The organism is Nonlabens tegetincola (genome assembly GCF_002117085.1).
In the GTDB taxonomy this organism is placed as follows: Bacteria; Bacteroidota; Bacteroidia; order Flavobacteriales; family Flavobacteriaceae; genus Nonlabens; species Nonlabens tegetincola.
This window is the reverse complement of record NZ_CP019342.1, coordinates 2,021,901-2,044,416: the sequence shown is the minus strand read 5'-3', so window position 1 is coordinate 2,044,416 and position 22,516 is coordinate 2,021,901. Positions and strand designations below refer to the sequence as shown.

Here is a 22,516-nt window from a genome sequence, read left to right as displayed (position 1 = left end):
ATATTAGCATTGCACAATTTAAACTTACAATTTTATAACACCAGAAAATTAAAAACTATGAAAAACCTATTGTATTTGTTTCTAGCCTGTTTACTCTTTACAGCTTGTGAAAAGGATAAACAGAAGGAAGATGTAAACGTTGAAGAAGAATCTACGGTTTATACACCTATTCAAGATAGTGAATTAGAAACGGCTATTATTTATGAAGCAAACATAAGACAGTATTCTCAAGAGGGAACATTTAATCAGTTTACCAAGGATATTCCTGAACTTAAAAAGCTAGGCGTTAAAGTCATATGGTTAATGCCTATTTTTCCTGTTTCAGAAAAAAATAGAAAGGCCAAAGGTGATTTGATGGTTCATGATATTAAAGACCCTAAAGAAAGAGAAAAGTACCTAGGTAGCTACTATGCCGTTGCGGATTACCAAGCTGTTAACCCAGATTATGGTACACAAGAAGATTTAAGAAATTTAATAACCACTGCACACGATAATGGCATGTATGTTATTCTAGATTGGGTAGCAAATCATACTGGTTGGGATAACTGGTGGATCAATGAACATCCAGAATTTTATACAAAAAATGAGAAAGGAGAAATAATTCATCCTAAAGGAACAGACTGGACCGATACTGCAGACTTGAATTACGATAACGAGAACTTAAGATTAGCCATGATAGATGCAATGTCTTATTGGGTTAAAGAATTTGATGTAGATGGTTTTAGATGTGACGTGGCACATGAAGTTCCTACAGACTTCTGGAACGAGGCGTCTGGTCAACTTCATAATATCAAGCCTTTATTTATGCTGGCAGAAAGCGAAAAGAAAGATCTATTTAAGCAGGCTTTTGATATGGGTTATAATTGGGAAGGTCATCACATTATGAATGAGATGGCTCAAGGAAAAGTTAAACCTAATGCGTGGTCTGATTATATGGAACGTGTAAAAGAAAACTATGAAGCCGATGATATTCTAATGAACTTCATTACTAATCATGATGAAAACAGTTGGAACGGTACTGTGAAAGAACGTATGGGTAATAAGGCTAATCTGTTTCTTGCCTTTCAGTATGCGATTCCTGGAATGCCGTTAATTTATTCAGGTCAAGAATATGGAATGGACCATAGATTAAAATTCTTTGAAAAAGATACTATTCCAAAAACAAAAGGCGATGTATGGAAAAAAATGGAGGTTTTGGCTAAAGCTAAAGAAACCATACCTGCCTTACATGGTGGAAAGGACGATGCAGATTATATTACCTTACAACAAGAAAGTGGAGATGAAATTATTGCGTTTAAAAGGGTAAACGGTGAATCGACTGTTTACTTTATGGGAAATCCAACAGATGTAAAAACAAGCACAACCTTTAAAATGGGAGATATTAAAGTGCGTGATATTATGACAGGAGCTACAGCACAATTAAGGGAGAATCAAATAATTGATTTGCCTTCTGGAGCCTTCAGATTTTTAGAAGTGGTTAATGAATAACCGCTCAAAATTATCAAGTAAAAAGGCCTGCCCGATATCGAGCAGGCCTTTTTTGTTCCAGCGACTAATTATCGTCCGTTTTAATTTTTTCAACATTACCATCTTCATCGTACTTGATTTTAGCATCTGTACCATCTTCATTTTCTAACTTGACTTTATCTTCTTTAGATTTAATTTCATCGGCATTTTCAATCAAATCATTAGCCTGCTCCTCAGGAGTTTTTTCATCTCTGCAAGCGGTTAAACACAATAAGGCGATTCCGGCGATTAATAAACTTTTTTTCATAATCCAGATTTGTTAATGTTAGTATTATTTAAAACTAGACAAAAGTTTTATTCGTAGATAGTATATTAAGATAGTTTTGGCATGCGGGAAATAAGAGCATTTTCCTGATTAGAGGTCATCAATTTGTGAGATCTATTCCCTAACTTGGCAGTGAAAAATTTATAATTAAGATGCAAAAAACATACTACGACCCTAAAGACCTAAAGAAGTTTGGTAAAATAAGTGAATGGAATGAGCAACTAGGAGAAAAATTCTTTGACTATTACGGGAAAGTATTTGAAGAAGGTGCTCTCACAGCTAGAGAAAAGTCTCTAATAGCCTTAGCAGTTTCTCATGCTGTTCAATGTCCTTACTGTATTGATGCTTATACGGGTGATGGATTACAGCGAGGAATAACCAAAGAAGAAATGATGGAAGCGGTTCATGTAGCTGGCGCTATACGCGGTGGAGCAACTTTGGTACATGGTGTCCAAATGATGAATAAAGTGAATAAATTAGAAATGTAGATGCATCCTTAAACTTGGCTAGTCTGAAAACAGATAACTCCTAATACTGATATTGGAAAAATTAAAACCTTTATTTTATCAAACCTTTGAGAAATACTGTAACGATAAAAGTTACATGAATTTGTGCTGGGATGAGGTAATAAAGAACTACTCAAATAAAAAACGTTTCTATCATAATTTGAATCATCTTCAACACATGTTCAATGAATTACAAGAGGTTGAAGCTTTTATAGAGACTATTGATTCCATTCGATTAGTAGTTTTTTATCATGATTTAATTTATAAAGTTACTTCTACAGAAAACGAGGAGCAAAGTGCAGATGCTTTTGAAAATAGGATTTCAAAGACTCGTTTTGAGCATGTAGATTTAGTCAAGGAAATGATAATAGCAACAAAATTTCATGATAAAACCCTTAATTCAGATAGTAGGTATTTTTTAGATAGTGATTTAGCTATTTTAGGAAGTTCTTCTTCCCAATACGACGAGTATACTAGATTAATTAGAAAGGAATATCAAATATATCCTACTTTCTTATATAGAAGAGGAAGATTAAAAGTGTTAAGAGCATTACTAAACAAACCTATTTATCAAACAGATTACTTTACAAGTAAGTATGAAAAACAAGCGCAAAGAAATTTAAAGAGAGAACTTCAAACATTAGTTTAAGAAAAAAGAGTGACAATTTTGTGATATGTAGTTTGTAACTATGCAGCTATCTACATATTTCCAATTAAGAATAGCAAAAAGCAGATATGGCAGTAAATACTAAGGTATCCTTAAAGAAGAGAGAAAGTGAACTAGCAGCAATTGCTAAACAAATGGAGGTTTTAAATGGAGAGCCTTTTAGTGATGGTGAGTTACCAACCTTTGCAAATAAGATTAAAGAAACAAACCAGTTTCCTCTTAGACCCAAAAAGCTAGAAATATTACAAGTCAACGTGGGCTATATGTGTAATCAAGTTTGTGCACACTGTCATGTAGATGCTGGTCCCGATCGCAAGGAAATAATGACTAGAGAAACCATGTCACAAATTCTCGATGTGATAAAAACTACAGGTGCTCATACCCTAGATTTAACTGGTGGTGCTCCAGAAATGAACCCTAATTTTAGATGGTTTGTAGAACAAGCAAGCGCTGCAGGTATTCAAGATTTTATCGTACGCAGTAACCTTACAATCATACGAGCAAATCCTAAGTACTACGATCTGCCAGATTTCTTTAAAAAACACAATATACATGTAGTGAGCTCCATGCCACACTGGACTCGTGGTAAAACCGATAAGCAAAGAGGTGATGGTGTTTTTGATAAATCCATTAAAGCGCTGCAAGAACTCAATGAACGTGGATATGGAATGCCAGGTAGCGACCTTAAATTAGATCTGGTTTACAATCCTAGTGGTGCTTTTTTGCCTGGTGATCAAGCGAGTATGGAAAAGGATTTTAAAGCTGCTTTGTTAGAAGATTTTAATATTCAGTTTCATAACCTTTTTGCAATAACTAACTTGCCTATATCCAGATTTCTAGATTACTTAGTAGCAAGTGAAAATTATGAGGATTACATGTATGCCTTGGTTGAGGCTTATAATCCTACAGCTGTACAAAATGTGATGTGTACAAATACAATTAGTGTATCTTGGGATGGATGGTTATACGATTGTGATTTTAATCAAATGCTTGATCTTAAAGTGAATCATAAAATAAAACATATTAAAGATTATCAAGAAGATTTACTTCTAGATCGTAATATTGTTATTTCTCAACATTGTTATGGATGTACCGCTGGTGCAGGAAGTAGCTGTCAAGGAACAGTTGCCTAATTATTGATTATTTTATCACGCTTTCGCGAAAGCGTAAACAAAACAGATTAAAAAATAAATTAATGAGTTATTTAAACGCTACAGAAGAATTATATAGAGACGCAGCTCTTACACCAGATGTGGGATTGTGCTGTACTACAAATCCAGTATGGGAATTACCAGGGCTAAAAATCCCTAGAATTATGCAAGAAATGAATTACGGTTGTGGTTCTACAGTTCATGCAAGGGATCTTACAAATAGTCCAAGGGTTTTATACGTAGGTGTAGGTGGTGGAATGGAATTATTACAATTCTCATATTTCTCAAGACAAAAAGGCGGTGTTGTAGGAGTAGATGTGGTGCCAGAAATGCTAGAAGCATCTCGTAAAAACTTTAAAATCGCCGAGGAGCAAAACGACTGGTTCAAAAGTGAATTTGTTGAATTACACAAAGGTGATGCCTTAAACTTACCAGTTGCAGATAACTCTATAGACGTTGCAGCGCAAAACTGCTTGTTCAATATTTTTAAGGAGGAAGATTTAAAGAAAGCTATAGAAGAAATGTACCGTGTATTAAAACCGCATGGTCGACTAGTGATGAGCGATCCTACATGTGAGCAAGAGATGAATGAAACCTTGCGTAATGACGACAGGTTGAGAGCACTTTGTTTAAGCGGTTCATTACCAATAGATCAATATGTAAAAGCCCTGACTGATGTAGGTTTTGGTACCATAGAAATAAGAGCTAGGAAACCTTATCGTATTTTGGATCCTAAAAATTATCCTACCGATGAATTGATCTATATAGAAAGCATTGAAGTAGCTGCTATTAAAGATCCAATGCCAGAAGATGGGCCATGTATCTTCACAGGTAAAGCTGCTATTTACTACGGCGATGAAAGACAGTTTGATGATGGTAAAGGACATGTTTTATTACAAAACCAGCCACTAGCTATTTGTGATAAAACGGCTGGTGCTCTTGCTGCATTAGGTCGCGATGATATTTATATTAGTGAAAGTACTTACCATTACGATGGTGGTGGATGCTGCTAGATGACAGAATAAATTGTAACTTAGAGCGTAGAGATTTACTTCTCTGCGCTTTTACTTTTTAAATATAAGGAGAAATGATTCCAGCTTGGTTTTATAAATTATTGATTACAATGAGTGTGATATGCCTAATTTTAATAGGCTATCGCATCGTTTCGGGAGAACAAAATCGCAGTTTTATATGGTATGCGTTTTTATTTTTAATGGCAATTTGGTTTGGTATGCGTCAATTGAGAATGTCCAATAAAAAATAATTACCATCCACGAGTATCCCTACTAGATTCTAGCTGCTTCTCAATAGTGTCTGGTAGCTGTGAGAAAAAATCGATTCCAGTAAGCGATTCAATTTGATCCACAGTACTCACATATTTATAAATACTTTCATTTGACGCACGATGAGGTAAAAGAAATGCTAGCATTTTTCCTCCATCGTTAGTTTGTCGGTATAATATTTTATAATACTGTTCTGGTACACTTACGTTATCAAACCCGATGCTTTTCAATCCTCTTTTTAATACGGGACCAGTAACCACATACAGTTGGTCATGCTTTTTCGCATAATACCTTGTTTTTTGTTCTAGGCGATTCCATATACCTGCGTTGAATTCATGCTCTTGCGGTGATATGTTTGAGGTTAAAAATGTTTCTTCATACGCTGCTTTCGTCGCCCTGCGATCACCTGCGGGAACTAGATGACCTCGGTCATAACCACTGTTCTTGTAATTCTTCCAATGAGCGGCTTCAGTAGTGATTTTATCATCTATCTCAAAGTAAGGTCTTTTAAAATCAACCTCTTTAATATCACTTTTATTAAGAATGTGTGCTGTCCACTCTGCTTGTTCATGTAATTCATTATACGACAAGCTATAAGTGTGATGATGAACAACCTGATTGCCAGAAGTAGGTAAGAAATCTTTTCTGCTCAATTTTTTAACACCTTGATTATTAAAGTCGCGACTGGCAAAATCTTCTTGTTCCAGATTATCCTGTGACTCTTGTTTATCTATTTTTTGTTCCCAAAGAATAAAGCCTATGGCACATAAAAAATTAAAATAGGATAAACGAATTTTCTCATAGTTAGATCTTTTTTACATCCAAGGCATCACGTAGAGCATTACCTAATAACATGAAGGCCATTACAAGCGTCATAATTGCGATACCAGGAATAATTGCAAGATAGGCCTTATCTAGAATTATGTATTGATAATGGTCCTTAATCATACTACCCCAACTGGGCATGGGCGGTTGTGCACCAATTCCTAGAAAACTAAGTCCGCTTTCAATGAGAATAGCTGCCGCAAAATTTGCGGCACTTATTACAATGATAGGCGCTGTTATGTTGGGTAAAATGTGTCGGGTAATAATACGCCAGTCATTAAATCCCAAAGCTCTAGCTGCCGTTACATACTGATATTCTTTGGCTACTATAACTTGACCGCGTACAACTCTCGCAACTTCAACCCACATAGTTAAGCCTACCGCTATAAAAACAGTAAAAAAACTTTTTTCTAAGGCTATACTTATTGCTATTACCATCAATAGGGTAGGGATAGACCAGGTTACATTTATCAACCACATAATGGCGTTGTCTATTTTACCGCCATAATATCCTGCAATTGCTCCCAATGATATTCCAATTAATAATGAAATGAGAACTGCAATAAAGCCTATTGATATGCTAATACGTGCTCCTATGAGCATACGGCTTAATAAATCGCGGCCATATTTATCAGTTCCTAGTAGAAAGGTCTTTGTAGTGGTTGCGCTTTCGCGAAAGCGTGTCATATCCATCACTTTGCCCCATTCATGCATCACTGGCTGGTAAGGTTTTACCTCATTGTCAGGATCAAAAGGAGTATAATGAATTATACCATCGATCGATTTAAGTTTGGTATAAGGAATTTCTTCTACAGTTGATGTGCTACCCGATAAAAAGGACCAAAAATTAGAATCTTCCTCCTTTATAGGTAAAATCATCATTTTAGTAGAAAATCCTGGTGGTTGCGAATGAATGGAAAGATGCATTTGATTAGCATTGCGCGTGGAATCAGGAGCAATCACATAGGCAAATAACGCTAGTAATGCATAGATTACAATCACCGTAAAACTCAAAACGCCCCAAAAATTCTTTTTAAATTTTTGGAGCGCTAGATGTCCTAATGACTGTGATTTTCTTGACATTAATCTTTAAGGGTAAGATTACTGTTTTTAATGTTTTTCATCTTTAAATCCTTAAGGATATTAACAGCCTCATTTAAATATAAATCAGTCTGTAATCCTTCTTGCCAGCGCTCTCTTTTTTTCTTAAGAATGCTATCTTGTTTCGTAGCAAATTCATCGGATGGTGTAAGTTTGAAGGATAATTCATTTTTATAATCCTCAAATTGATCAAATCGCTTTGATTGATTTTCTAAATTTTCCAACCTGTTTTTATAAGCCTCTAGATTAAGAGGTATGACGTTATCCTCTCTTTGCTTTTTAAGCCATTGTGCACTTTCATCAATAAGCTGGAATTTTGGATCGTTGTTAATACGCTCTTGCGAGTTTTTAATAGCTTCACTTAAATTAAGATAACCAGTAAATCGGTTATATTCTGCAGCTGGTATTTCATCATAAGGTAATGGGAATTGTTCGTCCTTTTCACCTAGATCTATATAAGAATAACGGTCTGGAGCAACAACATCACTTTTTACACCTTCTAATTGCGTACTTCCACCATTTACTCGATAGAATTTTTGAGTGGTAAGTTTGATAAATCCAAAGTCACCTAAATTTCCATTGGTAATATATCTATTAAGGTCTTGAAACTGTTGAACAGTACCTTTTCCAAAGGTTTGTTTACTACCCAATATTACAGCACGATCATAGTCCTGCATAGCAGCTGCTAGAATTTCACTTGCACTTGCACTAAACTCATTTACCATAATAACTAAAGGTCCATCCCAAAGAACTTCGCCATTATCTGGGTCTTCATGAATTCTTGTTCTTCCGTTAGGATAGGCAACTTGTACTACCGGACCTTCTTCAATGAATAAACCGGCCATTTTGATTACCTCTCCTAATGATCCACCGCCATTATTTCTTAAGTCTAGTACTAGACCTTGCATGCCTTGCTTTTTAAGCTTAATAATTTCATTTGCGATGTCTTCACCAGCTGCACGACCATTGCGATCTTCCATATCAAAATAGAACTTAGGTAAGTCGATAAGACCGTAATTCATACCATCGTTTTCAATGATCATAGATTTCGCAAAGGTCTCTTCAATTTCTACCACATCTCTAGTTAGCGTTAAGTCCTCTACAGTTCCATCTACCTTTTTAAGAGTAAGAATTACCTTAGTTCCTTTAGGTCCCTTTATAAGTTCAACAGCATCGGCGATTCTCATTCCTACAATACTTGTAGCTACAGTATCTTTCTCCTGCTTCACTTTTAGGATTTTATCTCCTATCTCAATTTTTTCGCTGCGCCATGCTGGTCCACCTGAAATGATTTCAATTACACTTATGTAATCCATTTTCTTTTGAAGTCTAGCACCTATTCCTTCTAGTTTTCCACTCATTGAGGTATCAAAGCGATCTTTGTTCCTAGGTGGGAAAAAGTTAGTATGTGGATCAAAATGTGTAGTTATCGCATTCATGAATAAAGAGAAATAATCCATGCGCTCTACATCATCATTTAAATCAAAGCTCTCTGCAAGAGATTTTCTCACTTCTTCAATAGCCTCTTTCTTGAGTGTTTCTTCAGATTTTGCTTTGCTTCGATCTTTTAGATCAGCCTGTTCTTCAATCTTGTCATAGTAATTACCGAGCACTGATAGTTTTATTAATTTTCTCCAATGATCTTTGAGTTGTGCTTTGTTTTCGGCATAGCTCATTTTCTCATAATCTGTATCAATCTCTTCTTGTTTATCAAAATCAAGTGGTTCTTGAATCACCTCTAAATAGATTTTTTCAGATTGATCTTGCCTTTTGAGTAGTCGCTCGTAGGCTAGAGTAAATAAGGCTACATTACCTTCTCGTATTTGATCATCAATTTGGTATTCATAGACTTTGAATTCTTCAATGTCAGAAGCTAGAAAATACCTGCGACCTGGGTCAAGATCATTGATGAAGTTCTTGTAAACATCTGCCGAAAACTGATCTGTTAAATCAGCAGGAGAAAAGTGATTTCTTTTGAGTAGTTGTCCTACTAACTGAATTAAAACTTCTTCCTTTTCTTTATCTCCTGGGTCAATGGTATTTGTAAAGCTACAGCTGGCGGTAGCCACGAGCAGAGTTATAATACCTATTGCAAAATTATTTTTGAGAAAATTCATTATGTACTTCATTTATTCCTTCTATTAGCACTTAAAAATCGTGCCATTTTTTGAACGGGTTAAATTAACAATATGATTCGACAAGTCACGTCATTTTAATTAATTTTAACCCCAGTGTATGTTAACGTGCGTTATTTTGCGTTATCTCATTAAAAATTCTTCAAAATTATATGCCTAATACAAACAAACCATTAATACTCGTAACCAACGACGATGGTATAACAGCAAAAGGAATACGTACATTAATTGATATAGCTACCGAGTTAGGAGATGTAGTTGTAGTTGCACCTGATAGCCCACAAAGTGCAATGGGACACGCTATAACCATTAATAACACCTTGTATTTAAAAGAGTATACTGCTCATTCTCATAATCACAAAGAATACACCACTAGCGGTACACCAGTAGATTGTGTAAAAATGGCAAGCCATGAAATTTTAGATAGAAAACCTGATTTGTGTTTGAGTGGTATAAATCATGGAAGTAACAGTGCTATAAATGTCATATATAGTGGAACTATGAGTGCAGCTGTTGAGGCAGGTATTGAAGGAATTCCTTCAATCGGCTTTTCATTATGTGATTATAGCGCCGATGCTGATTTTGAACCAGCTAGACCTTACGTAAAACAAATTATTGAAAACGTTTTAGACAAAGGGATGCCTAAGGGACTTGTTTTTAATGTAAATATTCCCAAGGCTACTCATGACGAAATAAAAGGAGTTAAAATTTGCAGACAAGCAAATGCTTACTGGGTAGAAGAGTTTGATAAACGCACAAATCCTTATGGTAAAGATTATTACTGGCTTACTGGTAAATTTGTTAATGATGATAAAGGAGAAGATACGGATGAATGGGCGCTAGAACATAATTATATATCTATAGTGCCCACTCAATATGATTTAACAGCGCATCATTATATTGCCGAACTAAACACTTGGGATTTTGATAATTAAAATACTTAAAGGATTCATTTTAGGACTGCTGGCAAATCTTGCCGGAACCTATATTTATATCTATTTAATGACTGATAGCCATTTCATTGAAGCTGTTGAAGCAGGCTATAAACAAGGATTCTTGGGTGGATTAATTGGTCTAGGAGCCGTGTTTAATCTAGTTCTTTTCTTTTTTTTCCTGACTACTAAATTGGGTAAATTCCAAAAGAAACCTCAATTTTACGAAGCGCGTGGCGTATTATTAGCAACTGTGCTAGCTGCTCTAGCAGTACTATATTTTGAATTCTGATTATGAAATATTATCTAATTGCTGGAGAAGCTAGTGGTGATTTGCATGGATCCAATCTCATGAAATCCATTCAAGCTAAAGACGAGAATGCTCAATTTAGATTTTGGGGTGGTGACCTCATGCAAGCGGTAGGAGGAACACTTGTAAAGCATTATAGAGATCTAGCTTTCATGGGGTTTGTTGAGGTTTTATCTAATTTAAACACGATTCTTAAGAATATTAACCTTTGTAAGAAAGATATTGAAAGTTTTAATCCAGATGTTATTATTTATATTGATTATCCTGGTTTCAACTTTAGAATCATGAAATGGGCTCGACTTAAAGGGTACCGCAATCATTACTACATATCACCACAAATTTGGGCTTGGAAAGAAAATAGGATAAAAGCTATTAAAAGGGATGTAGATAAAATGTATGTAATCTTGCCATTTGAGAAAGATTTCTATGAGCAAAAACATAATTATCCAGTACATTTTGTTGGTCATCCATTAATAGACGCCATCGCCCAACGAAAAGCCGTAGATCATAATGAATTTCTAGCAACTTATAAATTAGACGATAGGCCGTTAATCGCCTTATTGCCAGGTAGCCGTAAACAGGAAATAAAGAAAATGCTCAAAGTTATGTTGCGCATGGCAGATAAATTTCCAGATTACCAATTCATAATTGCTGGTGCTCCAGGTCAGGATGAAAGTTTTTACAGTCAATTTCTCAAAAACTACCCTGCAACTCTAGTTATGAATCGCACCTATGATTTACTCAGTTTATGTCACGCAGCACTTGTTACTAGTGGAACGGCCACGCTAGAAACAGCCCTTTTTAAAGTGCCACAGGTAGTATGTTACAAAGGAAGTAACATAAGCTATCAAATAGCAAAAAGAATTATAAACCTTAATTACATTTCTTTAGTTAATCTTATTATGGATGAAGAAGTGGTAACCGAACTCATTCAATCGGATTTCAACGAGAAAAAATTAAGTACCGAACTTTCTCTTATTCTAGATGCCACTCATCGTAACCGAGTTTTTGCTAATTATTATGAACTAGAACATAAATTAGGTGGAGTAGGAGCTAGCGATCAAACCGCACAATTGATTTATGAATCTATTCAATAAGACCAATAGCGCAGTAATGATGCAATTTATAAAAGATGTTATGTGTTTTTTGTCAGAAAGGTTGTGCATTTTTACGCTTTCGCGAAAGCGTAAACAATACCTTCAAATATCTAAACACGTATTAATTATTTTATTTACGGCTAGTCTTATATCGAGTTGTGGTAGTTCAAAACCAAAAATTGTTACTACAAAAAAAGAAGCACGTAAATTAAATAAAAATCAACCTAAGGCACCTGTGTTTTCAACAGTTTCGGACAAGGAAGATACTCAGGAGGTTGAGCCTGTAGAAGAAGAATTGACCGTTACTACTGAGGTAGACAGGATAATCGAGCATGCTCGCGGTTACTTAGGTACTCGATACAGATATGGTGGTAATGATAAAAATGGCGTGGATTGTAGCGGTTTAATTTGCAACGCTTATAGTAGTGAAAACATTCAATTGCCTAGAACAAGTGCAGCCCTGTATCAAAGTGCCGACCGAATTAAGGTGAAGGAAGTTCAAAAAGGAGATTTGTTGTTTTTTGCAACTGGTAGAAATAAGAAAAAAGTGAATCACGTAGGTCTTGTTACTGATGTTACCCCAGCAGGAATCGAGTTCATTCATAGTACTACCTCGCGCGGAGTAATCATCACTAGCTTTAATGAAGCTTATTGGTTTACACGTTTCTTGAAAGCTGGTAGGATAAAATAACAGATTTTTCCTACTTTTATGAGGTGAGATACTTGTCTTATCCTTTTTTTAAACTGCTCATTGCATTTGTAATAGGTATAGTAATTGCTACTTTTTTTAAAGTTCAATCCATGTTTATTTATGGATTATTATCCTCGAGTTTATGCTTACTTGCTATTACGATATTTTTTAAAGGATGGTCAAAGCCTTTAAAGTGGTTAGGTTCTTTATCGGTAATTGTTTTATTTGTTTCGCTAGGTTTTTGGCGAGTTCAACAAGAACAATTCTTGCCCGAAAATCACTATGTGAATCAAGGCTTGATAGGTAGTGAGGCAGTGATAGAGTTAGAGTTATATGAACAATTAGCTTCCAATCAATTTAATGATCGCTATTATGCTAGAGTGCATAATGTTAATGCTGCTCAATCAACAGGAAATGTGCTTGTTCTTTTTAAAACGACTGATAGCTTAGAATTTACTCTAGGTCATAAATTATGGGTTTACGACGACATAAATTTACCCAGTAACGCAAGAAATCCAGGTGATTTCAATTACGCTAAATACTTAGAAGGTATTAACGTACATGGTCAAATTTATATAGATAATAATAAAATTTTAAAACAAGAACTACCTAAATCAAGTGATCTCTCATTTTTTGTTAAAGTAAGAAAACGATTAGAGACTGCTCTATATTCATCTGAAATGTCAAAGCAACCTATAGCCATGATTGAAGCATTGCTGTTGGGTCAACGTAAACATTTAGATAAAGAGATTACTATTTCATTTCGTAAAGCTGGCGTCATTCATATTCTTGCATTAAGTGGTTTACATGTAGGTATAATTCTTTTAATAATTGAATTTCTAACTAGACCATTGCAAAGATGGAATTCCTATGGGGCATACTTACAAACCATAGTGATACTAATTGTGCTATGGAGTTTTGCCCTAATGACAGGGATGAGCCCTTCTATCATGAGAGCAGTAACCATGTTTTCTTTTGTAGCAATTGGTATGACCTTGTCTAGACGGACTAATACTTATTTTAGTTTGATGTTGAGTGCAATCGTGCTTTTGTTAATTAATCCTAGATTAATTTTTAATGTAGGTTTTCAATTAAGTTATGCTGCTGTTTTTGCCATAGTTACCTTGCAACCGTTGTTCAAGTCATTGTGGTTTCCTAGAAACCGAGTGCTTCGATTTTTATTTAGCATTTTTACTGTTACGCTAGCAGCTCAAATAGGTGTGGCACCTATTAGGTTATTTTACTTTCATCAATTTCCGTTAGGTTTTCTTATTGGTAATATGGTCTTACTACCTGCTTTACCCATGTTTCTTGCCGCATCCGTATTAATGATGGGATTATTAGTTGTCTGTGGTAACGCCTTTAAACTGGATGTACTTCTAAACTTTATTTTAGAATGGGTGATTGATTTTATACACAAAGTAGGTTCTTGGGACTTTTTATTAATAGAACATGTCTATCTGAAACTTTGGCAAGTCATATTATTGTATTTCATTTTATATGGAACAGCCCTATTTGTATCTCCTGTCCTTAGTAGAAGTAAAAAAGAGCGATTAATTCCTATAAAACCGAATAACTTTTTACACTTGTCTTTATTCAGCGTTTTGTTATGTTTAGTAATTTCTACCATTAGTACTTTAACAAAGGACTCTAAGGTCTTAATTCTTCATCAGGCTGCTGGTAGTGCAATAAGTGTTTATAACAATCATCGAGCACAAGTTTTTACTGATTTTTATAAGATGACAGAGAACCGTGACTCTACTACTTGGAATAGATTACGTTGGATAGAACCCCACCGGGAGAGAAAGGTCTTAAGAGATAGTTTACATTACGATCTTAAGATTAATGATCTTGAAATAGTAATTATAAAAGAAGATGGTTTTTACAGGAAAACTTATAATCAACCAATAGTGTTGCTTACTCAATCAGCAAGAGTGAACTTGGAAAGGTTAATTAACGAAGTTCGACCTACATTAATCATTGCAGATGGTTCGAATTATCGAAGCAACTTCATTACTTGGGAATCTACCTGTTTAAAATATAACATTCCCTTTATAAATACCTATGAGGAAGGAGCTGTAGAGTTGTCGTATTAACCTTGTAGTTTATATTCAAAATCTTTTTGGTAATCGCTCCACTTTTTACCTGTGTTTATAGATTTATAACTATCGTCCACAAGCATAGTGACATATATTTCTAGTTTTTTTGAATCCAATTTACCAGGTACGGTACTTATGAATTGACCATTTTCATCAAAAAACACTAAAGTCGGATATTCAAAAATTCTAAGTTTTTCAGCAAACTGATGTGGTGATCTGTCGTTTCGTCTTTTGTCAGGATTGCTGTATGTAGTTCCTTGGTAAGTGATGCTTTCAGTACCTTCAGCATTAAACGCAACTGGATAATAGTTGTCATTAATAAACTGTGCTAATTCTGATTTTGAAAAAGCGTACTTGTCCATCCATTTACAATTAGGACACCATTCTGTATAACTTTTAAGAAGGATTTTACGAGGTTCTTTTTTTTGAGCAGCGAGAGCCTCGTCCATTGTCATCCAATTAACTTGAGCAGTGGCAAAAACAGGAACAATAAAAAGAATAAAAAGCAATTTTTTCATAGCACAAAGTTACAAACTCTAAGTAAACAAAAAACGCACCATAATTGGTGCGTTTTTCAAATATTTTACAAGGAGTTTATTTTACACCGTGCATCAATCTCTTAAGTAAAGGATGAAGAGCAAATGAAATTAAACCTAAGCCAATTGGAATGACTGTAAAAATTAGGAAGAAGTAGGACAAACCACTTTCTTCGGTGATTTTTTCAATATCACCACCTACATAGTGAGCCATTTTATTACCTATTGCAATGGCCAAGTAATAAACTCCGAACATAAATGCAATCATTCTTGCTGGTACTAGTTTGCTCAAATACGATAAACCCATAGGAGATAAAAATAACTCACCTAAAGTGTGGAATAAGTAAGCTAAAACCAACCACACCATACTCAATTTTGCAGACTCTGCTCCTAATGGTACGTTACGTGTGGCAAATGCTAATAGTCCAAAACCAATAGCCATAACAATTAATCCTAAACCGTATTTAACTGATGCTGGTGGATTGTATTTACTATCCCACCATTTAGTAAATAGTGGAGCAAAAATTATTATAAATAAAGAGTTAAGAATAGCAAACCAAGTTATTTCTACTTCCTTAGCCTCTGCGCTAAAATTAATCCAAAGCTTATAAACCACTAAGCCCCAAACAATAATAAAACTTATGGCAAGAACAATATTGGATAAGCTAATACGGTTAAATGTCTTTCTAAAAAGACTAATTAAGACATAGGTAATTATAGCAATAGGAACGATTGTTACTACTGCATCTATAATTTTGAATATCGTGGCCCAATTGCCTTCTAGTACCCTATCCGTATAATCTCTTGTGTAAAGAGGTAATGATCCTGCTGCCTGCTCAAAAGCGGCCCAAAAGAAAATTGTAAAAATACAGAAGATGGTAAAAGCTATCATTCTATCCCTTACAATTTTATCATACCTTGGAATGCGAACTATAAGAATCAAAATAAATAATATCGCAGCCAATAATGCAAAGAATAAAGAATTTTCAAGTCCGAATACGGTAAAATTTAATGTATTAATATCACCTATTTTACTTAAAGGGTCATTTACAATAAATATTAATGCTGAAATAATAAAGGCACCTATCAATATGTAATCAATCGATACAAATCGATTAAGTTTCTCCTTGACTCCTTCAGTTTTTGAGATAAGATCTTCTTGTAGAGTGTCGATCATATCCTTTTTTTCATTCTTAGGCTTTTCTCCAATGTTTCCAAATAACGGTTGAGCGAAATAAAATTGGATCATACCTAATAACATAAAAATTCCTGCTAGTCCAAAACCATAACTCCAACCAACATTTTCACCTAACCAACCACAGAGCATAATACCTAAAAACGCTCCTGCATTGACTCCCATATAGAAGATGTTGTAAGCACCGTCTTTTTTCTCATCATGTCCTTCATACATTTTTGAAATTATAGAAGTCATGTTCGGTTTAAAAAATCCGTTTCCTATGATAAGAAAAAATATTCCGATATATAGAAATGTAGGTGTTTCAATTGCCATTGATGCGTGGCCTAGAGTCATAAGCAACGCGCCAACTACAACGGCAGAGCGATAACCTATTTTATTATCGGCTAGCCAACCACCTACAATAGGAGTCAGGTATACAAACATAGCATAGGTTCCTAGGAGTGATAAGGCAGCAGGTTTTTCCCAACCCCAACCTGGATTTTCTCCAGTAATTGCACCTGTCAGGAATATTACTAAAATGGCTCTCATACCATAATAGGAAAACCTTTCCCACATTTCGGTGAAAAATAGGACAAACAGACCAGCTGGGTGTCCCATTACTTTGTTTTTAAAAAAATTCTCAGTGGTAGTATTCATTGCTATTTAGTTAATGTCTGAATCTGCAAGTTCATAATTTTCTTGTTCTAATTCTTCCGCAGTTTTTTCTTCGGCTCCGTGAGTTAGTCTTTTTAAAGGTTTAAGAAGTGCTATAACCAATAATCCAAAAAGAACACAAAAAACAGTAATAGATGTAAATACTGTAAGCTCACCAGCACCATCGGCACTTTCACCAATAATTCCAGCAACCTTATTTCCTAATCCAGTAGCGGCAAAATAAACACCCATCATAAGAGCGCCATATCTAACAGGTGCTAGTTTGGTAATAAAGGAAAGTGCTACCGGTGAAGCGCATAATTCTCCAAGCGTATGAAGTAGATAAGCAAATGCTAACCAGTATAAACCTGATTTTCCTAACTCTTCATATTGTAAAGATGCGCCTATCATAAATACAAAACCTAATCCCATAATGATAACTCCAAATGCCATTTTAAATAAAGAAGAAGCTTCCTTACCTCTATTTTTCCACCACATCCAGGCACTAGCTACAGGAATTGCAAAAAGAATAATATAAACTGGATTAAAGGCTTGCATTACTGCACTAGGAACTTCCCAACCACCTATAAAACGATCTGTTTTACTTTCTGTATATAAGTTCATTAATCCACCAGCTTGTTCAAAGGCGCCCCAGAATACTATTACAATTAAAAAGCTAAGCAACAAAACAATATATCTGTCCTTTTCGATTTTAGTGTTTAGATCCTGATAAATGGCCATCATCATTCCAACAACAAAGGATAGGAACAAGAATAATAAACCATAACCCCAATCCCAAAGAAAAATTAATGCTATAGATATTCCTGATAAAATTAACCAAACGGTTAGCGATAGTTTATTACTAATCATATCTTTAAAAAGCTCTGGAATTGATACATTTCCATCATCTTTCTTAGCTTTAGTAGGTTTGTTTCCTACATGTTTTAAATGTTTTTGTCCCAACATGTAAATTATTTGACCTAGCGCCATTCCTATCGCTGCCAACCCAAATCCAGCATGCCATCCATACGATTTAGCAACTAGACCTACTACTATAGAAGCAACTGCCGCACCAACATTAATTCCAATATAGAAAATACTAAATCCTTTATCTCTCCTGTCGTCTCCAGGAGCATATAAACCACCCACTAATGTGGAAATATTAGGTTTAAGCAATCCAACTCCAGCCACAATTAAACCCAGTCCAGTTAAGAAGGCCCAATTTTGTTCAATTGAAAGCACTCCATGCCCAGCACATAATAATAATCCACCATACAAAACAGATCTTTTTTGACCTATAATTTTATCAGCGATAATACCGCCTGGAATAGAGGCTACGTAAACTAGCATAGTATACCAACCGTAAAGCGCTAAAGCCTCGGGATCAGTCCATCCTAATCCAGGATTATCTGAAATCACTTCACTAGTTAAATAAAGAACTAGAATTGCTCTCATTCCATAATATGAGAAACGTTCCCACATTTCAGTAAGGAATAAAATATATAGACCTACAGGATGTCCAAATAGCTCTTTTTGATTAAGGGTTGTTGACATGATTTTTATTTAGGTTTAAGTAGTTTAAAGGTTTTCTTTGATGAAGTTAGTCATCTTGTTGAAAAGGTGAATTCTAGTATTTCCACCGTAAATGCCGTGATTTTTATCAGGGTATATAGCCCAGTCAAATTGTTTGTTTGCTTGAACAAGTGCCTCTATCATACGCATGGTATTTTGTACGTGAACATTATCATCGGCGCTACCATGAATGAGTAAATACTTTCCTTTTAATTTATCCACATGATTTATAGGACTGTTTTCGTCATATCCACTAGCATTTTCCTGTGGAGTAGTCATATAACGCTCTGTATAAATTGAATCATAGAATCTCCAATTAGTTACAGGAGCAACGGCAATTGCTGTACTAAAAACATCGTTACCTTTTAAAATACAATTTGAACTCATGAATCCACCATAACTCCAACCCCAAATACCTATTCGGCTTGCATCGATGTAATCCATTTCACCCAATACTTCGGCAGCAGCTATTTGATCTTCCACTTCATATTTACCCAATTCTTTTTGTGTAACTTTTTTAAAGTCGGCTCCTTTATATCCAGTACCTCGACCATCAACACAAGCAATAATGTAGCCTTCATTTGCTAGCATGCTGTGCCAGTAATCATTTGCTCCATACCAGCTATTTGCAACCTGCTGTGATCCAGGACCACTGTATTGAAACATTAATAAAGGATAAGATTTTTTAGGATCAAAATCTACAGGTTTCATCATCCACATGTTAAGATCATTTCCATTAACTGGAATAGTAACAAATTCCTTCTCAGAGAATTGATAATCCTTTAAGACCTCTTTAAGTTGATTATTATTCTTTATCTCACGAACTAATGCACCGTCTTTAGCCTTGTGTAAGGTATACACTGGTGGAGTTGTTGCGCTGGAATAAGTGTTTATAAAGTAAGTAAAGTTTTTACTGAAGGAAGCCCTATTTGTTCCTATCTTATTACTTAGTTTTCTCTTTTTCTTACCCGTCAAAGAAATAGAATAAACTCCACGGTTTATAGATCCATCTTCTGTACTTTGAAAATAGATACGCTGTTTCTTTGCATCATATCCATAATAGGCTGTAACATCCCATTCACCACTGGTGATTTGGCGTTTTTCTTTACCGTTTTTATCGTATAAATAAATGTGTTTCCAGTTATCCTTTTCACTAGTCCATAAAAAGGATCCGTCCTGTAAGAACGTTAAATCATCGCTTACATCTACATAAGCGTCATCTTTTTCAGTAAATGCTATGCTAGCATTTCCAGCTGTATCTACATAGTAGAAATCAAGAACATTTTGGTGTCGATTAAGAACTTGTGCTGTAAGAGTACCTGTAGGAGCATAGTTAATTCTTGCCACGTAATACTCTTCATTTCTATTCAAGTTTATTTCTTTACGCTTTTGCGAAAGCAAACTATATACATGCAATTTTACCGTAGCATTTTGTTCACCAGCCTTTGGGTACTTAAAAACGTACGGATATTGGTATAAATCATTCCCATACACATCCATCGAGAATTCAGGAACTTCTTTTTCATCAAAACTTAAAAAAGCTATTTGCTGGCTGTCTGGACTCCATTGATAGGCTCTTACAAAACCGAATTCTTCTTCATTTACCCAATCAGTTACACCATTGATCAATTCGTTGTTTTTTCCATCTTTAGTTACTTGAGTAGTGGTATTGTTTTTCAAGTCCTGGTAATAGATGTTGTTTTCAAAAACGTAAGCTACCTTAGTCCCATCAGGTGACAGGGCAGCACTGCGTACAAGGTGATCGCTTATTGGGGTTAGTTCTTTAGTGTTGCGGTCATACACATGTACTTTGTCATAACTGCTGTATCTAAAAATAGACTCGCTTTGAGAAGTAATTAAAATCTTGTTTTCACTATCATTCATTTCATAACTGTAGATGGGAATCCCGATCTCCTCACTACTTAAGATAGTTCCTGTTTTTTCACCTGTAGCATAGCTGTATTTATCAAGTGTTTGAGTACGGTCGCGGTTATAGTTAAGTACTATATATTCAGTACCATTATTTAAAGAACGTAAGGATTGTAAGCCAGCAGTACGAAATTTACCAGTGTAAATATCCTCAACAGTAATGTTTTGCTGTGCAATGCTTGTTTGAAAAACAAGCAAGAAGAAGGCTGCAATAGCCGTGATTTTTTTCATATCAATCGTTTTCATAAATCAAAACACCAATAATAAGGAAAATATGGCAATTAATTGCGGTGATATTTCTAGTGAAAGCCCTATAATAATATCATTTATCTTTGCCGCTGTTTAAATCCCTAAAGCATGGACAAGCCCATTTCTGGTTTCTCAAAACTATCTAAGATACAAAAGATAGACTGGTTGATACAAGAGTATTTTTCTAATGATTCACAAGTCAAAGAAATACTCACTCAATACTGGAATGATGATAACAAACTTCAGGAATTACATGATGGTTTCAGTGAGAATACGATAACAAATTTTTACTTTCCATTTGGTCTAGCGCCTAATTTCTTGGTAGATGGGAAATTGGTAACCATACCTATGGCAATTGAGGAAAGTAGTGTCGTTGCGGCAGCAAGTAAAGCAGCAAAGTTTTGGTTGAAACGTGGCGGTTTTAAAACTACTATAAAAGGAACAGTAAAATCGGGTCAGGTGCACCTTACGTATGAAGGTGATCCACAAGTGATGGTTGATTTTTTCGCTTTCGCGAAAGCGGAATTACTTAACTCCTTATCGCAAATAAATGCATCGATGAAAAAACGTGGTGGAGGAATTATAGACCTGAAACTTGTCGATAAAAATACATCTATGCCTGGGTATTATCAATTGCAGGCCACTTTTGAAACCAAGGATGCAATGGGTGCTAATTTTATAAACACAACCCTAGAACAAATTGCAACTAAATTTAGAGAACTATCAGTGAGTTATGAACCATTTAATGGTGAGTTGCCCGAGGTAGTGATGAGTATATTAAGTAATTATGTACCCGAGTGTATTGTCCATGTTGAGGTAAGTTGTCCTATTGATGAGATAGGTGAAGTAAATGGTATCTCTGGAGCCGATTTTGCACGTAAATTCACAAGAGCGGTAGAAATTGCTACTGTAGAACCTTATCGAGCTGTTACTCATAATAAGGGAATAATGAATGGAATTGATGCAGTAGTCATAGCGACTGGTAATGATTTTAGAGCGGTTGAGGCTGGTGTTCATGCTTACGCAGCACGAGATGGGCAATATAGAAGTTTGACTAACGCTAGAGTTGAAAGCGACACGTTTATTTTTGAGGCTGATTTTCCTCTGGCACTAGGAACAGTAGGTGGATTAACCTCGTTACATCCTCTTTCTAAATTGGCCTTACAAATTCTTGAAAACCCAACTGCCGAGCAGCTTATGAGATATACAGCAGTATGTGGTCTTGCACAAAATTTTGCAGCTTTACATTCATTAGTGACTACGGGAATACAAGCTGGTCACATGAAAATGCACTTGGTAAACATGCTTGAACAAATAGGCGCTACTGTTCCAGAAAAGGAACTTCTTAAAAAGGAATACGCAGATAAAACACCGAGTTTCTCTAGCCTTAAGGAAAGTTTAGAGAAGTTGAGAGGATAATACTTAATCTTAAATCCAGTCTAATTTCTCTTTTGTAAGTTCATGCGTTACATCACCAGTATGCTTTATTGCAGCTGGTTCAAATAAAAGGACATGTACTTCTTCATGAGCAATAGGTTTATGCTCTATTCCTTTAGGAATAATATACATTTCACCTGGTTTAAGGGTAACAGTTTTATCCTTTAATTTAATGATTAAAGTTCCTTTTAAAACGTAAAACAGTTCATCTTCATTTTGATGACTGTGCCATACGAACTCTCCTTGAAGTTTAGCTAGTTTAACGTGCTGCCCATTAAGTTCACCAATAATTTTTGGTGTCCATGTCTCTGTGAAAAGGTTGAGTTTTTGTTCTAAGTTTACGATTTGCATAAAATACGGTATAAAAAAAAGA

At 35.2% G+C, this 22,516-nt stretch carries 20 protein-coding genes; 11 read left to right on the top strand and 9 right to left on the bottom strand.

Going from position 1 to position 22,516, the window contains the following annotated elements:
- Positions 1-57 precede the first annotated feature (57 nt).
- Positions 58-1,488 carry an alpha-amylase family glycosyl hydrolase gene (locus tag BST91_RS09625; protein WP_085775255.1) on the top strand — a complete coding sequence of 477 codons (1,431 nt, stop codon included), beginning with the start codon at positions 58-60 and terminating at the stop codon, positions 1,486-1,488.
- A gap of 64 nt (positions 1,489-1,552) precedes the next feature.
- On the opposite strand, the gene BST91_RS09620 is transcribed toward BST91_RS09625, so the two are convergent.
- The gene (locus BST91_RS09620; protein ID WP_060523849.1) at positions 1,553-1,774 is read right to left on the bottom strand and encodes a hypothetical protein; all 222 of its coding nucleotides are present in this window, start codon (positions 1,772-1,774) and stop codon (positions 1,553-1,555) included.
- A 170-nt stretch (positions 1,775-1,944) separates the two neighbouring features.
- Between BST91_RS09620 and BST91_RS09615 the strand changes: the two genes are divergently transcribed.
- From BST91_RS09615 to arsM, 4 genes are all read left to right on the top strand, one after another.
- Positions 1,945-2,280 carry an arsenosugar biosynthesis-associated peroxidase-like protein gene (locus BST91_RS09615; protein WP_042279680.1) on the top strand — a complete coding sequence of 112 codons (336 nt, stop codon included), beginning with the start codon at positions 1,945-1,947 and terminating at the stop codon, positions 2,278-2,280.
- 52 nt (positions 2,281-2,332) lie between these two features.
- Positions 2,333-2,947 carry an HD domain-containing protein gene (locus BST91_RS09610; protein ID WP_157546943.1) on the top strand — a complete coding sequence of 205 codons (615 nt, stop codon included), beginning with the start codon at positions 2,333-2,335 and terminating at the stop codon, positions 2,945-2,947.
- Between the two features lie 86 nt (positions 2,948-3,033).
- Positions 3,034-4,098 carry an arsenosugar biosynthesis radical SAM (seleno)protein ArsS gene (gene arsS / locus BST91_RS09605; protein WP_042279682.1) on the top strand — a complete coding sequence of 355 codons (1,065 nt, stop codon included), beginning with the start codon at positions 3,034-3,036 and terminating at the stop codon, positions 4,096-4,098.
- Between the two features lie 62 nt (positions 4,099-4,160).
- A complete protein-coding gene (arsM, locus tag BST91_RS09600) occupies positions 4,161-5,129 on the top strand; it encodes an arsenosugar biosynthesis arsenite methyltransferase ArsM (RefSeq protein ID WP_085775253.1) in 969 nt (322 codons plus the stop codon).
- A 251-nt stretch (positions 5,130-5,380) separates the two neighbouring features.
- On the opposite strand, the gene BST91_RS09595 is transcribed toward arsM, so the two are convergent.
- From BST91_RS09595 to BST91_RS09585, 3 genes are all read right to left on the bottom strand, one after another.
- Positions 5,381-6,052: a DNA/RNA non-specific endonuclease gene (locus BST91_RS09595; RefSeq protein ID WP_244895599.1), complete on the bottom strand. Its 672-nt coding sequence runs from the start codon at positions 6,050-6,052 to the stop codon at positions 5,381-5,383.
- 151 nt (positions 6,053-6,203) lie between these two features.
- Positions 6,204-7,307: an ABC transporter permease gene (locus tag BST91_RS09590; protein ID WP_085775252.1), complete on the bottom strand. Its 1,104-nt coding sequence runs from the start codon at positions 7,305-7,307 to the stop codon at positions 6,204-6,206.
- On the bottom strand, positions 7,307-9,442 hold the full coding sequence (locus tag BST91_RS09585; RefSeq protein ID WP_085775251.1) for a carboxy terminal-processing peptidase: 2,136 nt from the start codon (positions 9,440-9,442) through the stop codon (positions 7,307-7,309). Before BST91_RS09585 ends, BST91_RS09590 begins: the two co-directional genes overlap by 1 nt.
- A gap of 170 nt (positions 9,443-9,612) precedes the next feature.
- Here BST91_RS09585 and surE point away from each other — a divergent pair, with 170 nt between their 5' ends.
- Genes surE through BST91_RS09560 form a run of 5 tightly spaced genes read left to right on the top strand, consistent with a single transcriptional unit; the run spans position 9,613 to position 14,586 of the window.
- Positions 9,613-10,395, top strand: coding sequence for a 5'/3'-nucleotidase SurE (gene surE, locus BST91_RS09580; protein WP_042279689.1), 783 nt, complete (start codon positions 9,613-9,615; stop codon positions 10,393-10,395).
- Positions 10,385-10,684: a hypothetical protein gene (locus tag BST91_RS09575; protein WP_060523864.1), complete on the top strand. Its 300-nt coding sequence runs from the start codon at positions 10,385-10,387 to the stop codon at positions 10,682-10,684. The genes surE and BST91_RS09575 overlap by 11 nt, the downstream gene beginning before the upstream one ends.
- Before the next feature lie 2 nt (positions 10,685-10,686).
- Positions 10,687-11,799, top strand: coding sequence for a lipid-A-disaccharide synthase (gene lpxB, locus BST91_RS09570; RefSeq protein WP_060523866.1), 1,113 nt, complete (start codon positions 10,687-10,689; stop codon positions 11,797-11,799).
- Positions 11,783-12,490, top strand: coding sequence for a C40 family peptidase (locus BST91_RS09565; protein WP_085775250.1), 708 nt, complete (start codon positions 11,783-11,785; stop codon positions 12,488-12,490). The genes lpxB and BST91_RS09565 overlap by 17 nt, the downstream gene beginning before the upstream one ends.
- Positions 12,491-12,513: 23 nt before the next feature.
- Complete coding sequence (locus BST91_RS09560) at positions 12,514-14,586, top strand: ComEC/Rec2 family competence protein (protein WP_157546941.1); 2,073 nt, start codon at positions 12,514-12,516, stop codon at positions 14,584-14,586.
- On the opposite strand, the gene BST91_RS09555 is transcribed toward BST91_RS09560, so the two are convergent.
- The 4 genes from BST91_RS09555 to BST91_RS09540 form a co-directional block, all read right to left on the bottom strand.
- On the bottom strand, positions 14,583-15,107 hold the full coding sequence (locus BST91_RS09555) for a thioredoxin family protein (RefSeq protein ID WP_042279698.1): 525 nt from the start codon (positions 15,105-15,107) through the stop codon (positions 14,583-14,585). The two genes, BST91_RS09560 and BST91_RS09555, sit on opposite strands and share 4 nt — an antisense overlap.
- A gap of 76 nt (positions 15,108-15,183) precedes the next feature.
- Complete coding sequence (locus tag BST91_RS09550) at positions 15,184-16,959, bottom strand: peptide MFS transporter (RefSeq protein WP_085775248.1); 1,776 nt, start codon at positions 16,957-16,959, stop codon at positions 15,184-15,186.
- Positions 16,960-16,965: 6 nt separating this feature from the next.
- On the bottom strand, positions 16,966-18,510 hold the full coding sequence (locus BST91_RS09545) for a peptide MFS transporter (protein WP_042279701.1): 1,545 nt from the start codon (positions 18,508-18,510) through the stop codon (positions 16,966-16,968).
- 24 nt (positions 18,511-18,534) lie between these two features.
- Positions 18,535-20,688: a S9 family peptidase gene (locus BST91_RS09540; protein ID WP_085775708.1), complete on the bottom strand. Its 2,154-nt coding sequence runs from the start codon at positions 20,686-20,688 to the stop codon at positions 18,535-18,537.
- Between the two features lie 126 nt (positions 20,689-20,814).
- On the opposite strand from BST91_RS09540, the gene BST91_RS09535 reads away from it, so the two are divergent.
- Complete coding sequence (locus BST91_RS09535) at positions 20,815-22,125, top strand: hydroxymethylglutaryl-CoA reductase, degradative (RefSeq protein WP_085775247.1); 1,311 nt, start codon at positions 20,815-20,817, stop codon at positions 22,123-22,125.
- Between the two features lie 9 nt (positions 22,126-22,134).
- Here BST91_RS09535 and BST91_RS09530 read toward each other — a convergent pair whose 3' ends face one another.
- The gene (locus BST91_RS09530) at positions 22,135-22,494 is read right to left on the bottom strand and encodes a cupin domain-containing protein (RefSeq protein WP_042279704.1); all 360 of its coding nucleotides are present in this window, start codon (positions 22,492-22,494) and stop codon (positions 22,135-22,137) included.
- Between the last annotated feature and the right edge of the window lie 22 nt (positions 22,495-22,516).